This window comes from Hyunsoonleella rubra, assembly GCF_042684665.1.
Lineage (GTDB): Bacteria > Bacteroidota > Bacteroidia > Flavobacteriales > Flavobacteriaceae > Jejuia > Jejuia rubra.
Window position 1 is genome coordinate 11,937 of record NZ_JBHULY010000012.1, and the last position, 13,684, is coordinate 25,620.

13 protein-coding genes are annotated in these 13,684 nt (G+C 38.1%); 8 read left to right on the plus strand and 5 right to left on the minus strand.

The genetic code is table 11. The features are described 5' to 3' along the window. The 3 genes from ACFSR8_RS06320 to ACFSR8_RS06330 form a co-directional block, all read right to left on the minus strand. Nucleotides 1-588: an outer membrane beta-barrel protein gene (locus ACFSR8_RS06320; protein WP_449272393.1), complete on the minus strand. Its 588-nt coding sequence runs from the start codon at nucleotides 586-588 to the stop codon at nucleotides 1-3. A gap of 219 nt (nucleotides 589-807) precedes the next feature. After that, nucleotides 808-1,761 carry a transketolase family protein gene (locus tag ACFSR8_RS06325; RefSeq protein WP_380290183.1) on the minus strand — a complete coding sequence of 318 codons (954 nt, stop codon included), beginning with the start codon at nucleotides 1,759-1,761 and terminating at the stop codon, nucleotides 808-810. 18 nt (nucleotides 1,762-1,779) lie between these two features. Then, nucleotides 1,780-2,625 carry a transketolase gene (locus tag ACFSR8_RS06330; protein ID WP_380290185.1) on the minus strand — a complete coding sequence of 282 codons (846 nt, stop codon included), beginning with the start codon at nucleotides 2,623-2,625 and terminating at the stop codon, nucleotides 1,780-1,782. A 162-nt stretch (nucleotides 2,626-2,787) separates the two neighbouring features. On the opposite strand from ACFSR8_RS06330, the gene tgt reads away from it, so the two are divergent. The 6 genes from tgt to ACFSR8_RS06360 all read left to right on the plus strand — a co-directional run bounded on the left by tgt (nucleotide 2,788) and on the right by ACFSR8_RS06360 (nucleotide 9,994). Then, the gene (tgt, locus tag ACFSR8_RS06335; RefSeq protein ID WP_380290187.1) at nucleotides 2,788-3,918 is read left to right on the plus strand and encodes a tRNA guanosine(34) transglycosylase Tgt; all 1,131 of its coding nucleotides are present in this window, start codon (nucleotides 2,788-2,790) and stop codon (nucleotides 3,916-3,918) included. Nucleotides 3,919-3,931: 13 nt separating this feature from the next. Then, nucleotides 3,932-5,008 carry an LptF/LptG family permease gene (locus tag ACFSR8_RS06340; protein WP_380290189.1) on the plus strand — a complete coding sequence of 359 codons (1,077 nt, stop codon included), beginning with the start codon at nucleotides 3,932-3,934 and terminating at the stop codon, nucleotides 5,006-5,008. Beyond that, entirely contained in the window at nucleotides 4,995-5,894 is a 900-nt protein-coding gene (locus ACFSR8_RS06345) for a DMT family transporter (RefSeq protein ID WP_380290191.1), read from the plus strand. The genes ACFSR8_RS06340 and ACFSR8_RS06345 overlap by 14 nt, the downstream gene beginning before the upstream one ends. Before the next feature lie 131 nt (nucleotides 5,895-6,025). Next, nucleotides 6,026-6,979, plus strand: coding sequence for an acetyl-CoA carboxylase carboxyltransferase subunit alpha (locus ACFSR8_RS06350; RefSeq protein WP_380290193.1), 954 nt, complete (start codon nucleotides 6,026-6,028; stop codon nucleotides 6,977-6,979). A 167-nt stretch (nucleotides 6,980-7,146) separates the two neighbouring features. Continuing rightward, entirely contained in the window at nucleotides 7,147-8,688 is a 1,542-nt protein-coding gene (dnaB, locus tag ACFSR8_RS06355) for a replicative DNA helicase (protein WP_380290195.1), read from the plus strand. A 46-nt stretch (nucleotides 8,689-8,734) separates the two neighbouring features. Continuing rightward, nucleotides 8,735-9,994 carry an asparagine synthetase B gene (locus ACFSR8_RS06360; protein WP_380290197.1) on the plus strand — a complete coding sequence of 420 codons (1,260 nt, stop codon included), beginning with the start codon at nucleotides 8,735-8,737 and terminating at the stop codon, nucleotides 9,992-9,994. 11 nt (nucleotides 9,995-10,005) lie between these two features. Here ACFSR8_RS06360 and ACFSR8_RS06365 read toward each other — a convergent pair whose 3' ends face one another. Both ACFSR8_RS06365 and ACFSR8_RS06370 read right to left on the minus strand, forming a co-directional pair. Continuing rightward, nucleotides 10,006-10,470 (minus strand): hypothetical protein, encoded by a 465-nt coding sequence (locus ACFSR8_RS06365; RefSeq protein WP_380290199.1) that lies wholly within the window; start codon nucleotides 10,468-10,470, stop codon nucleotides 10,006-10,008. Between the two features lie 70 nt (nucleotides 10,471-10,540). After that, nucleotides 10,541-11,371, minus strand: a complete 831-nt coding sequence (locus ACFSR8_RS06370; protein WP_380290201.1) for an HAD family hydrolase — start codon at nucleotides 11,369-11,371, stop codon at nucleotides 10,541-10,543. 187 nt (nucleotides 11,372-11,558) lie between these two features. On the opposite strand from ACFSR8_RS06370, the gene ACFSR8_RS06375 reads away from it, so the two are divergent. Together ACFSR8_RS06375 and ACFSR8_RS06380 are read left to right on the plus strand one after the other, a co-directional pair. Beyond that, on the plus strand, nucleotides 11,559-12,005 hold the full coding sequence (locus tag ACFSR8_RS06375) for a hypothetical protein (RefSeq protein ID WP_380290203.1): 447 nt from the start codon (nucleotides 11,559-11,561) through the stop codon (nucleotides 12,003-12,005). A gap of 349 nt (nucleotides 12,006-12,354) precedes the next feature. Further along, complete coding sequence (locus tag ACFSR8_RS06380) at nucleotides 12,355-13,677, plus strand: hypothetical protein (RefSeq protein WP_380290205.1); 1,323 nt, start codon at nucleotides 12,355-12,357, stop codon at nucleotides 13,675-13,677. Nucleotides 13,678-13,684: the final 7 nt, after the last annotated feature.

A 13,684-nucleotide genomic window follows, 5' to 3' on the forward strand; every position in this document is an offset into this window, starting at 1 on the left:
CTATAGCAATAGAGACAAACTCAAAATTAATTGGTCTGGCCTGGTGTCCAAACGGCTCAGGGCATTCGGGTCAGAAGTAATATTGTTATTGATAAAGGTAGCTTCATTATTACTAAAGCCCCTTTCGTATCTCAAATCTATACCCAATTTTTTTAGATTAAAACCGATACCAAAATTAAGTCCAACGGAAAAATCGTTCTCAATATCACCAATGGTGATACCGTCAAATTCGGTATCCAAAATATACTGAAATGCCGGCCCACCAAAGACGCTTAGAGGACCAATTACTTTAGCACCAACTAAAATTGGGGCGTCCAATTTTTGCATTTTGAAATCATTGTTGTTGTATTCACTTTTTGTACTGGTGTACATAAGCTCTGGTCTTAGGTATACTTTCTTGCCAATTTTACCAAAAAGCCCAACATGAAAACCTACATTTCTGTCTGGATTCTGGGCATTATCGCCAATCGATTCAAAGTAATCTCCGTTGGCGTTATAGTTTAATCCTCCTTTTAGACCTATGCCTGTTTGGGTCTGGGCAAAGCCGGAGATTGTTGTTAAAACCAGGGCGATAACGAGCAATATCATTTTTCCTTTAGAGATATGGGTTTTCAACTCTCTTTTTAATTCGTGTGTGTTCTTCATAATTATTCGTTTTAAGATTTGAAGTTTAATATCAAAAACGTTGCCAAAAGCCTTTTATTCTTTTGGAATGGATTTTTTTAAGCAGGGGGATGAAAATGTAAGTATTAAAAAAGGGTTCATTTTATAAAAACGAACCCTTCAAAATTTTGTCAGGAATTAATTCTATTTCCTTTGGATAACAACTTTCGCTCTTTCTACAATAGATGCGCTGTTCAATCCATATTTTTCCATTAACTGTGCAGGGGTTCCAGACTCTCCAAATGTGTCGTTCGTCCCAATAAATTCCTGAGGAGCAGGGTTGTTTAAAGCCAAGGTACGTGCTACACTTTCTCCAAGTCCACCCAGGATATTGTGTTCCTCTGCCGTTACCACGCATCCTGTTTTAGCAACCGATTCAAGAATTGCCTCCTCATCTAAAGGTTTTATTGTATGTATATTGATAACCTCTGCAGATATTCCTTGCTGATCTAATACTTTGGAGGCCTCAAGTGCTTCCCATACCAAATGGCCTGTAGCTATTATGGTTACATCATTGCCTTCTGTCAATTTTATGGCTTTTCCAATTTCAAAAGTTTGGTCGGCAGGTGTAAAAATAGGAACAGATGGTCTTCCAAAACGCAGATAAACTGGTCCAACGTGGTCTGCAATAGCTATGGTAGCTGCTTTGGTTTGGTTATAGTCACAGGGGTTTATAACCGTCATACCCGGTAGCATTTTCATCATACCAATATCTTCAAGTATTTGATGCGTTGCTCCATCTTCACCTAGAGTTAATCCAGCGTGAGACGCACAAATTTTCACATTCTTACCCGAATAGGCAATAGATTGACGGATTTGGTCATAAACCCTACCTGTTGAGAAATTGGCAAATGTTCCTGTGAACGGAATCTTTCCACCAATCGTCAAACCTGCGGCAATCCCCATCATATTGGCTTCCGCAATTCCTATTTGAAAGAAGCGCTCAGGGTTTTCTTTTATAAACTCGTTCATTTTTAAAGAACCAATTAAATCCGCGCAAAGTGCAACCACATTAGGGTTGGTTCTTCCCAATTCAGCCAGTCCAGCTCCAAAACCACTTCTTGTATCTTTCTTCTCTGTATAAGTGTATGTTTTCATTTTTCCTTGTGTAAGTGGTTAGTAATCGCCTAGGGTTTCAGGGTTTTGCTCCAAACCAATAGCTAATTGCTCATCGTTCGGTGCTTTCCCGTGCCACGCATGTGTATGCATCATAAAATCCACACCATTACCCATTACGGTGGTTAACAAAACACAAACTGGCTTTCCTTTTCCAGTTTGGGCTTTCGCTTTTTTCATACCTTCAATCACCGCTTCCAGGTTATTACCGTCCTTAATTTCCAAAACGAGCCAGCCAAAAGCTTCAAACTTTGCTTTCAGGTCACCCATCGGTAAGACATCATTGGTGGCACCATCGATTTGCTGTCCGTTGTAATCGACCGTTGAAATCAAATTGTCCACATTATTACCGGCGGCATACATAATTGCTTCCCAATTTTGCCCCTCTTGTAATTCTCCATCACCGTGCAAGGAATACACGATTTTATCATCGTTGTTCAATTTTTTGGCTTGTGCCGCACCAATTGCTACGGACATACCTTGACCTAAAGAACCTGAGGCAATTCTCACTCCTGGTAAGCCCTCGTGGGTTGTAGGGTGTCCTTGCAAACGGGAATCAATCAATCTAAAGGTGCTCAATTCCTCAACCGGAAAGTACCCCGCTCTGGCCAGAACACTATAGAAAACTGGAGAAATATGACCATTGGACAAGAAGAACAAATCCTCACCTATCCCGTCCATATCAAATAAGTCTTTGGTTTCCATGAGATTGTTGTAAAGCGCAACGAAAAATTCAGTACAGCCCAAAGAACCTCCAGGGTGCCCTGAATTCACTTTGTGTACCTGTCTTAAGATATCCCTTCGCACCTGCGTACAAATATCTTCTAAGTGTTTAATGTCTGGCATGTTAAATGATTGTTTTTTGCCCGACAAAAATAGGAGATTAGAATAGTTTTACAAAGTATAACTGGTGCAATTATTTTCATTTTCACGAAACCTTTAAGTACTGTTAATAAGTTTATTTTTTTGATATAAAATATGTAGGTTTGCGCACCGGTTATTAGGCTTATGAAATTCGATTTAGCACAAAAAGATGTCCAAAGTAAAGCTAGGGCAGGTCAGATCACCACGGATCATGGCGTGATTGAAACCCCTATTTTTATGCCTGTTGGCACCGTTGCCACTGTAAAAGGTGTGCACCAACGCGAACTTAAAAATGATATCAATCCAGATATCATTTTGGGAAATACCTATCATCTTTATTTGAGGCCACAAACTAATATCATTGAAAAGGCCGGCGGACTTCATAAATTTATGAATTGGGATCGAAATATCTTGACAGATTCTGGAGGCTATCAGGTGTATTCGCTTTCAGCAAACAGAAAGATTAAAGAAGAGGGCGTAAAATTCAAATCCCATATTGATGGAAGTTACCATATATTTACACCAGAAAATGTGATGGAAATCCAGCGCAGTATAGGCGCTGATATTATAATGGCGTTTGATGAATGCACCCCTTACCCCTGTGATTATAATTATGCCAAACGTTCCATGCATATGACACATCGTTGGTTGGACCGATGTATCAATCATCTAGAAAAAACACCATTGAAATATGATTACAGTCAAGCTTTTTTTCCAATAGTTCAGGGGAGTACTTACAAAGATTTACGTATTCAGTCGGCCGAGTATATTGCGAATGCTGGTGCAGTAGGCAATGCTATTGGCGGACTTTCCGTAGGGGAGCCTGCCGAAGAAATGTATGCCATGACTGAAGTAGTTTGTAAGGTTTTGCCTGAAGATAAGCCAAGATATTTAATGGGAGTGGGTACACCAATCAATATTTTGGAAAATATTGCGTTAGGTATTGATATGTTTGATTGTGTGATGCCCACACGAAACGCGAGGAACGGCATGTTGTTTACCGCCCACGGTACCATCAACATCAAAAACAAAAAGTGGGAGGACGATTTTTCCTCAATCGATGAGATGGGAATTACTTTTGTGGACACTGAATATAGTAAAGCCTATTTAAAGCATTTGTTTTCAGTTAACGAATTGTTGGGCAAGCAAATCGCCACTATTCATAATTTAGGATTTTATTTGTGGTTGGTTCGCGAAGCCAGAAAACATATATTAGCAGGAGATTTCGCAATATGGAAAAATAAGATGGTGAAACAAATGGATAAACGATTATAGCAAAATTCCCTAAGTGAAGATATTAGATTGGTACATATTAAAGCGTTATTTGTTTACCTTCATCATGATGCTTTTGCTGTTTATTCCTATTGGAATTACGGTGAACCTGGCTGAAAAAATTGGTAAGATTTTGGATAATAACGTGCCCTTTAATGAGGTGGCGCTTTTTTATCTGGACTTTACTATTTATTTTGCCAATTTATTATTTCCACTTTTTTTGTTCTTATCGGTGATTTGGTTTACTTCAAAGTTGGCCAACAATACGGAGATCGTGGCTTTTTTGAGTTCAGGAGTTTCGTTTTCAAGATTTTTACGCCCCTATTTGTACGGTGCTACTATTACTGCCTTTTTCGCGTTGATTTTAGGTTTGTTTTTGGCCCCTGAGGCCAGTAAAGGTTTTAATGAGTTTGACTACAAATACTTCAAAAGAGGGCGAAGTGCCACGGATAATAAAAACGTTTTTCGACAAATTAACGAAAACGATTATATCTATGTGAGTAGTTTTAATTCCAAAAGTAAAACAGGTCAAAACTTCACACTAGAGCATTTTGAGGACAACAAATTGACTACGAAAATTAGCGCCCGAAGCATCCGATACGTTGAAGCGGATACAACTTATAGATTGATTGATTACGTAAAACGAAACGTTGGCGAATTGACCGATACTTTGGAAATTGAAAGGCGCAAGGACACGTTGTTTACATTTGACGTAGCGGACTTGACACCTGTTATTTATATAGCTGAAACACTGTCCTATTCTGAATTGACTGATTTTATTGCTAAAGAAGAGGCAAGAGGCTCTTCCAATATTGGCCGTTATAAATTGGTGCTCTATAGAAAATGGAGCTTACCCGTATCCATATTTATATTAACGATTATTGCCGTGGCAGTATCTTCCATTAAAAGACGAGGTGGAATGGGGGTAAATCTAGCTTTGGGGATATGTATCGCTATGGTGTTTATCTTTTTCGATAAAATTTTTGGGGTAATGGCTCAGCAGTCTGACTTTCCGCCTGTTATTGCAGTCTGGTTTCCTAATGTCATTTTTGGTATTTTAGCTGTATATCTTCTGTACAATGCCAAACGCTAAGCTAAGAAACTACTTTCACCTTCATTTTTTAGTATTCATTGCCGGCTTTACAGCCATTCTGGGAGAATTGATTTCGATAGGTGCCGTGCCATTAGTGTGGTTCAGAATGGGAATGGCCACCATTTTGATGTTTATTTATATCAAAATAGCTGGAGTCAAATTAAAAATTAATGGGAAATCTATTCTAAGATTGTCTTTGGCAGGCATCATCATTGCTTTACATTGGATCACCTTTTTTGCTTCCATCAAAGCGGCCAACGTATCTATTGCCCTGGCCATGTTTTCCACGGGAGCATTTTTTGCGTCTATTATTGAACCTGTTTTTTACAAACGAAAAGTAATCCCATATGAAATCATTTTTGGATTGCTGGTGATACTTGGCGTATTTCTCATTACCAAAGGCGAAATAAAATATCTAAAAGGTATTCTTTTGGGAATTTCATCTGCTTTTTTTTCATCGCTTTTTGCAGTTTTAAACGGCGTTTTTTTAAAGAAACATTCGGCTACGGTGATTTCGTTTTACGAATTTATCAGTGGCGTACTGTTCATATCGATTTTCATTCTTTGTTTCGAAGGAGGTTTTTCTACAGATTTTTTTAAACTGAGCACCTCAGATTTTGGCTATTTGTTCATTTTGGCCTCTGTTTGTACGGCTTATGCTTTTATAGCGTCTGTAAATGTAATGAAGCTGATAAGCCCTTATACGGTGGTGCTTACCTATAATTTGGAGCCCATCTATGGTATCGTTATTGCACTATTTCTATTCCCTGAAAAGGAAAAAATGAGTCCGATGTTTTATTATGGTGCAATTTTGATTATTTCAACTGTCCTACTCAATGGTCTTTTGAAAAATAAGGATGCAATAAAAAGAAGGCGGGTATTTTAGAGGAGAGTTGCTTAGTCAAGCAATTAATTCTTAACTTGTAAAAGCTTTTTCTGAAGTTTAATTAATGATATGAAACAAAATAAATTGCTTAATTTTGTACGCTAACTAATTAAAACCGAATTGTAATTTCTATGGAGTATTTAGAATTTGAACTTCCCATTAAAGACCTCGAAGACCAGCTTCAAAAATGTAAAATCATTGGTGAAGAGAGTGAAGTGGATGTTACCGAAACCTGTGCCCAGATAGAGAAAAAATTAAAAACCACAACCACAGATATTTATAAAAACCTAACGCCATGGCAAAGGGTGCAATTGTCAAGACACCCCGATAGACCATATACCATGGACTATATCAAAGCGATTTGTGGAGACACATTTCTAGAATTACATGGAGACCGTAGCTTTAAGGACGATAAGGCTATGGTTGGTGGATTAGGCAAGATTGGGGATCAAAGCTACATGTTTATTGGTCAGCAAAAAGGTTATAACACCAAAACACGTCAATACAGAAATTTTGGTATGGCGAACCCCGAAGGCTATCGTAAGGCTTTGAGGTTAATGAAATCTGCTGAAAAGTTTGGAATTCCGGTGGTAACCCTTTTGGATACTCCAGGAGCCTACCCGGGTCTGGAAGCTGAAGAAAGGGGCCAGGGTGAAGCTATTGCCCGAAATATTTTGGAAATGACACGTTTGAAAGTTCCAATTATTACCATAATTATTGGTGAAGGCGCCTCAGGTGGGGCCTTAGGAATAGGAGTTGGAGACAGAGTTTTGATGCTGGAGAATACGTGGTATTCGGTAATTTCGCCAGAATCCTGTTCGTCAATTCTTTGGCGTAGTTGGGAGCACAAGGAAACAGCGGCAAAGGCTTTGAAATTGACAGCGGGGGACATGAAAAAATTGAAATTAATTGATGATATCATTAAAGAACCGCTAGGTGGTGCGCATAGAGATAGGGAGAAGACATTTAAAACCGTTAGTGGCGCCATTGAAAAATGTTTTGGGGATTTAAAAAACTTATCACCAGAGGAATTAGTGAAACAACGCCAAGATAAATACGCCAATATGGGGGTATTTAAAGGCTAAATGCTTTAAAACCAAATCATGTTAAAACCTGAAGTTTTCGCTTCAGGTTTTTTTAGCGGTTATTCACAATACTTTTTAGTTATTAACAGTTATTTTGTTAACGAAACGTTGACAATGAAAATAGCCCGTTCTAAAAACCAACACTTTATTTGACTATTTTCGCAGTTATGAAGCAACCCAATCAAATTGCAGGATATAAAGTAGATAAAAGTACTCTAATTAGTTTGGAGAAAGGGAAAATACCTCCCCAAGCACTTGATTTAGAGGAGGTTGTATTGGGCGCGATGATGATTGATAAAAAAGGCGTTGATGAGGTTATCGATATTTTAAGCCCGGAGGCATTTTATAAAGAAGCACATCAATTTATTTTTGAAGCCATTTTTCAATTGTTCGAGGGCAGTGAGCCGGTGGACTTATTAACCGTTTCAACGCAATTAAAGAAAAACGGAAAGCTGGAAATGGTGGGTGGCGATTTTTACTTGATTTCACTGACCCAAAAGGTGTCGTCTTCGGCACACATCGAGTTTCATGCCCGAATTATTCTTCAAAAATTCATTCAGAGAAGTTTGATCAAAATTTCAAACGAGATTATTGAAGATTCCTATGATGAAACTAAAGATGTTTTTGATTTGTTGGATAAAGCCGAAGCCAAGCTATATGAAGTTACCCAAGGAAACATAAAAAAATCCAGTGAAACTGCTCAAGACTTGGTAATTCAGGCCAAGAAAAAGATTGAAGAAATTTCTAATAAAGAAGGCTTAAGCGGTATACCAACCGGTTTTCATAAACTTGATAAACTAACTTCTGGTTGGCAACCGTCGGATTTAATTATTGTTGCCGCCCGACCGGGTATGGGTAAAACGGCATTGACACTTTCTATGGCCCGTAATATAGCGGTAGACCAAAATATTCCGGTAGCGTTCTTTTCTTTGGAAATGGCTTCGGTCCAGTTGATTACACGTTTGATTTCTAGTGAAACAGGTCTTTCTTCTGAAAAGTTAAGAACTGGTAAATTGGAAAAGCACGAATGGGAACAACTCAACGTCAAGGTAAAGGACTTGGAAAAAGCACCTTTATTTATTGATGACACCCCATCGCTTTCTATTTTTGACCTTAGGGCAAAAGCGCGTCGACTGTCTTCTCAACACGGTATTAAACTTATCATGATTGATTACTTACAGTTGATGACAGGCGGTAGCAGTCATGCAGGGAATAGGGAACAGGAAATCTCTATGATTTCAAGAAACCTTAAAGCATTGGCAAAAGAATTGAACGTACCTGTAATTGCACTTTCACAGTTGTCCCGTGCGGTTGAAACTAGGGGAGGTAGTAAACGACCATTATTATCTGACTTACGGGAGTCTGGAGCAATAGAGCAGGATGCCGATATCGTAAGTTTTATTTATCGCCCTGAATACTACAAAATTGATGAATGGGATGACGAAGAGCGTTCTCCAACCGAAGGGCAAGCGGAATTTATTATCGCGAAGCATAGAAACGGTGGACTGGAAAATATTCGTTTGAAGTTTATGGGACATCTTGGTAAGTTCGATAACTTAGATGATTTTGATTCACCCTTTGAATTCCATAGCAAAATGAATGCAGCGGCCAACGATGATACATTTAAATCGGATAATTTCACCGCTAGTCCAGATGAGGCGTTCGGCAGTTCTTTTAACGACGACGAGGATAACGACGTGCCGTTTTAACAAATGATTGATGCTTTAGGTTGATATTTTCTTTATCTTTCAGCCTATGAAAAAGGCCCTAATTCTTTTCGCTTTTCTTTTTTTTAGTCTAAGTGCTTTTGCATCTTACATTCTGTTACCCATGGATGCAGAAAGCCAAAAAAATCATTTAAAAGCATACGGAATTACATATTGGACACTGGACAAAAAGTTGAAGGTGAAATGGTTACTTAATTATCGGGGCGGTTCATTTTTATTACCAGATACTGATGCGATCCGTCAGGAATGTCAAATCAGGGGTGTGTCTTTCGAAGTCCTTTCCAATGCGAAGGCCGAAAGTATTTTAGAGGAAATAGCTAGCCCAAGCCAAAATATGGAGGCAGTAGTTTTAGAGAAAGCTCCCAAAATTGCTGTGTATACGCCAAAAGGGAAATTGCCTTGGGACGACGCTGTAACCATGGTATTGCAATATGCCGAAATTCCATATGAAACGGTTTACGACGAAGAAGTCTTAAACGATGGCTTATTGCTGTTCGATTGGTTGCATTTACACCATGAGGATTTTACTGGTCAATACGGGAAATTCTACGGAATGTACCGTGCCGCATCTTGGTATATTCAAGAAAAAAAAGAGGCGGAGGCTTTAGCGACGAGTCTGGGATATAGTAAAGTTTCTCAAGCCAAAATGGATGTGGCTTTAAAAATCCGAGACTATGTCATTGGTGGCGGATTTATGTTTGCCATGTGCAGTGCTACAGATAGTTTCGATGTGGCCTTATCTGCCGAAGGTATCGATATTTGCGAGCCTATGTTTGATGGGGACGGTAGTGAGCCAAGCTACCAAAAAAAGATCGACTACAATAAGACCTTTGCGTTTAAAGATTTTACTTTGGAGCGCAACCCTATGGTGTACGAGTTTTCCTCTATTGATATGACTAGGAAGCGGAATATTACTAAAACCGCTGATTATTTTTCGCTAATGGAATTCTCTGCAAAATGGGATCCTATACCCACAATGTTATGCCAAAACCATACCGCATTGGTGAAGGGATTTATGGGACAAACCACGGCATTTACAAGAGATGAAATAAAATCCAATGTATTGGTTATGGGGGAGAACAAGGCTAATGGAGAGGCCAAATACATTCACGGTATCAAGGGTAAAGGATTTTTTACATTTTATGGGGGGCACGACCCAGAAGATTACCAGCATCGCGTAGGCGATGCAAAAACAGAATTGGACCTGCATCCAACTTCACCAGGATACCGCCTGATTTTGAACAACGTGCTGTTTCCAGCGGCCCGAAAAAAGAAGCAGAAAACCTAAATTCTAGTGAATTACGAACCTGTTTCGATTAAAACAGTCTTCAATCTAAAAGTATAAATAAAACCGTCGGATAGCGTGCCATTTGCGGTTTTATTTTGGTCTATGACCAAACCATCAGATTGCAAATCTACATGGCCGAATTCATCGTTTTCTATAAAAAGGTACTCCTCATTTTCATTATCAATAACAGTGGAAAAGGTATACGAACCCGAATCCAATCCGTCTTCCAAGCCTTCGTCACCATTATTGTTTTCAACAACCAAAATAGCCTCATTAAAGGCATTAACCGTAAACACCCATATTACTGTATCCATATCAAAAGTATGGTCAACACCTGCGATACCACCCGTAACTTTTATTAAATGATATTGCGGGATTTCAAATTCTTCTTGGGCTTGCGTTGTATCATTTGTGGTTGAACACCCACTAATCGTCAAAAAGGAAAGAAGGGTAACAAACAAAATTTGGAATTTCATAATCAAAAGGGTTGTGCTTTCTTAGTAGATGTAAAAACCAATGAATGGTTGCGCCTTGGACACAGAAAACTTAGGTTTGATTCATGCTTTTTGAACATAAGTTTTTTTCATTAATCAACTGTTCCAAAATGGCTTCAACCCCAAATTCATTATTAGATTTAGTTTTAAATCTGGCTGTAGATTTTACCTTTGGATGGGCGTTTTCCATCGCGTAACTAAAATAAGCATTTTCAAGCATCTCAAGGTCGTTATTATAGTCTCCAAATGCAAGTGTTTCCTCTGGTTTGATACCATATTGATCCTGTATAAGTTCAATAGCGTACCCTTTATTCGCTATGTTTTCTGAGATATCAACCCAATGCGTTGCTGAGAGTTTCACCTTAAAATCAGACTCTAGGTGCTTTACATGGGGATAAATAAATTCTGAAGAACTTTTTTCATGGAACAACGCTACTTTATAAACTTCGGTTTTTATGTCCGCAACGGAATTAATCAAGGTATATTTAGCATAATATTCAGAAAGTAAATTCAACAATGGTTGAGATTTGCTCATGACATAGGCCTGATTTTTAGTGCAGAAAACTGGATGTGCATCTTCAATCGAGCTAATGGTTTCTACTATGAGATCAAAATTTTGAGGTTGTAAGGGGTTTGATGACAAGACGGTGCCATTCTTAACCACCAAGCCGCCATTTTCGGCCACTATTATAATGTGATCCTGTATTTCTGATAGTTTGTCCGTAATACCATAAAAAGGTCTGCCGCTGGCGGCGACAAATAGAACACCCTCTGCATTTAGGATATTGAATTGTTGTAAAAAGCGCCTACTAACTTCATGTTTGGAATTCAACAACGTACCATCCATATCAGAAACGATCAGTTTTACTTGGGATAAATTCATAGTCTAATTTATTAATCGGCACAAAAGTAAGCATGCAAAATAACCGAACTTAATAAGGTTTATTAATTTTACATTAACTGCGATACTTTTCTTTGCGAGGTCAAATTTAATATAAAAAAATCGATAAAACGCTTGTTTTTTACGATAAATTGCATAAATTAGCGGCCAGAACCCTTAAATCATATCCATGAAAACGAAATTAATCTTTGTTAGTTTTTGCCTGCTTTTAGTATCGAGTGTGTGTTTTGCCCAAAAGAAAAAAGGCGAGAAAAGTATCATCAGGGACGATGTTGCGATAAAAAAATATCACAATAAATCAGAGTTGGATCGCATGCACAAAGGAGAGCTTTTGGTGCTATATATAGAAAGGATCGAAAGTTTGGTGAAATTAATGCCATACATTGCCTTTGCTACTAAGCCGGGAGTAACCATGTCGTCATTGGGTATTCCCAATGACAATGATAATAGAAAATCACTGGAAGAGCAATTCGAATCTACCGATAAATTTTTGGAAAATACAGCAGAATTCCAGCATAGAATGTTGCCTTATTCTGACACCGATGATTTGGTTGCAGCAATTATATTTTATGAAGAAACCTTAAAATCGTTGCACCAGTACAGCGAGTTCCACTAGTTTGTAGTATCCAAATATTTTTCTTCCAATCTTAACAGTTGATATTAATATAATTTGGATATTTTCTTCTTTGGGAAGTATTTGGTTCGTTAGGAGCCTTGAGCTCTGGCATTATTCTGCTTTTTTTATTGAAAAATTCATAGAGAATTACCAATTCATTTTCATGTAGGCCTTTTCTTGTTTATCATGAATTTAACTTTTAAAAGTGTATTTCATCGAAAAAATACTCTAAAATTGTTGTGTAAAAGTGTATTTCATCGAAATAATTGGTATTTCATGGATTTTAATGTTAGTTTTGATTCATAACTTATGTGAAACATTTTATTGATAGAATTATAAATTTTCAATTATGAAAAACTTTACCCAAATCGTGTTTTTCTTTCTTCTCGTAACACCGATTGTTTTTGCGCAACAAGAAAAAGGTATAATCGGCGTGAACAATTGGTTGAGCAATTGGACCGAGTTTAAGCCACATCAGGAGGATTATGGAGAACCCACCCAAATACTGGCAGGCAATATTTCAGAAAGTACTATACTCCGCAAAGGAGAGGTTTACTTACTGTTGGGCAGCGTTTTTGTTACCAACAATGCTACGCTTACCATAGAGCCAGGTACCGTAATCCTTGGAGATTTCAAAACCAATGGTAGTTTAACGATTTCAAAGGGATCAACTATTATTGCAAAGGGAGCGTCTACAGATCCCATTATTTTTTCATCCAGCCGAAGTGTGAAACGTCCTGGAGATTGGGGTGGCTTAACAGTTTTAGGAGAGGCCCCGATCAATAGGTACAGCTCAGGGTCCGTAACGGCCTATCACCCAAAACTTAAACCTGCCGACTATGCGCATACCAATTTTGGCGGTGATAGCTTGGATTGTAGTTCGGGTATTATAAAATATGTGAGAATAGAATTTGCTGGAAGAAGACTTTCAGAAGAGGACTATTTTAGCGGGCTTTTATTGGCAGGTGTTGGTAATTATACTAAACTGGATCATATTATGGTAAGCCACTCAGAGGGAAATGCTTTTGAGGTTTGGGGCGGTAAGGTGGATATGCACAATTTTGTATCCTTTAAATCCCATGGTACAGATTTTAGGTTTAATCATGGGGCAAGGGTAATTTTAAATAACTCTTTAGCTGTTAGATCACCTTATGCATCAAATGGTATGGGGGCCAACTGTTTGGAAGTGCTTGCCTACGACCAAAAAGAAGAATTTGACTTTTCTAAGCCCACTACTTTTGTGAAGGCAAAAAACTTAACATTTGTCAACGAAAGTAAAACGCTTGAGGCGGATATTAAAATGAACTTGATCAAGGAGGCCGTCTATGTTGGCGACAATGCTGAGTTGGATATATTCAAAAGTGTTGTTTCCGGTTTCAATCCTGCCGTGATATTGGATGAAGATATCTATATCAATCAAGAAAGCTTAGATAAGATAAAGCTGTCCGAAATGTATTTTAATAACTGTAACGGAAACATTTTTGTTGAAAACAATTCCAATAATGACGATTTGGAAAATTGGTATGGCAATAGTACGTTTTTTAATGTTTACTCTAAAGGCGACCACGCGGAAACTTTTATAGATATAAACAATTACAATAGGCCAGATTTTAGGTTGAGAATCAACAAGATTATCGCCTCAAATGCAGATCCGGATTTAAGAGACGATTAATAAAAGT

Excerpts from the sequence above, each read along its gene's own strand:
- ACFSR8_RS06325 (WP_380290183.1), bottom strand. The coding sequence starts at position 1,761 with ATGAAAACATACACTTATACAGAGAAGAAAGATACAAGAAGTGGTTTT.
- ACFSR8_RS06375 (WP_380290203.1), top strand. The coding sequence starts at position 11,559 with ATGAAAACGAAATTAATCTTTGTTAGTTTTTGCCTGCTTTTAGTATCG.
- ACFSR8_RS06345 (WP_380290191.1), top strand. The coding sequence starts at position 4,995 with ATGCCAAACGCTAAGCTAAGAAACTACTTTCACCTTCATTTTTTAGTA.
- ACFSR8_RS06350 (WP_380290193.1), top strand. The coding sequence starts at position 6,026 with ATGGAGTATTTAGAATTTGAACTTCCCATTAAAGACCTCGAAGACCAG.
- ACFSR8_RS06370 (WP_380290201.1), bottom strand. The coding sequence starts at position 11,371 with ATGAATTTATCCCAAGTAAAACTGATCGTTTCTGATATGGATGGTACG.
- ACFSR8_RS06365 (WP_380290199.1), bottom strand. The coding sequence starts at position 10,470 with ATGAAATTCCAAATTTTGTTTGTTACCCTTCTTTCCTTTTTGACGATT.
- ACFSR8_RS06330 (WP_380290185.1), bottom strand. The coding sequence starts at position 2,625 with ATGCCAGACATTAAACACTTAGAAGATATTTGTACGCAGGTGCGAAGG.
- tgt (WP_380290187.1), top strand. The coding sequence starts at position 2,788 with ATGAAATTCGATTTAGCACAAAAAGATGTCCAAAGTAAAGCTAGGGCA.
- ACFSR8_RS06320 (WP_449272393.1), bottom strand. The coding sequence starts at position 588 with ATGATATTGCTCGTTATCGCCCTGGTTTTAACAACAATCTCCGGCTTT.
- ACFSR8_RS06360 (WP_380290197.1), top strand. The coding sequence starts at position 8,735 with ATGAAAAAGGCCCTAATTCTTTTCGCTTTTCTTTTTTTTAGTCTAAGT.
- dnaB (WP_380290195.1), top strand. The coding sequence starts at position 7,147 with ATGAAGCAACCCAATCAAATTGCAGGATATAAAGTAGATAAAAGTACT.
- ACFSR8_RS06380 (WP_380290205.1), top strand. The coding sequence starts at position 12,355 with ATGAAAAACTTTACCCAAATCGTGTTTTTCTTTCTTCTCGTAACACCG.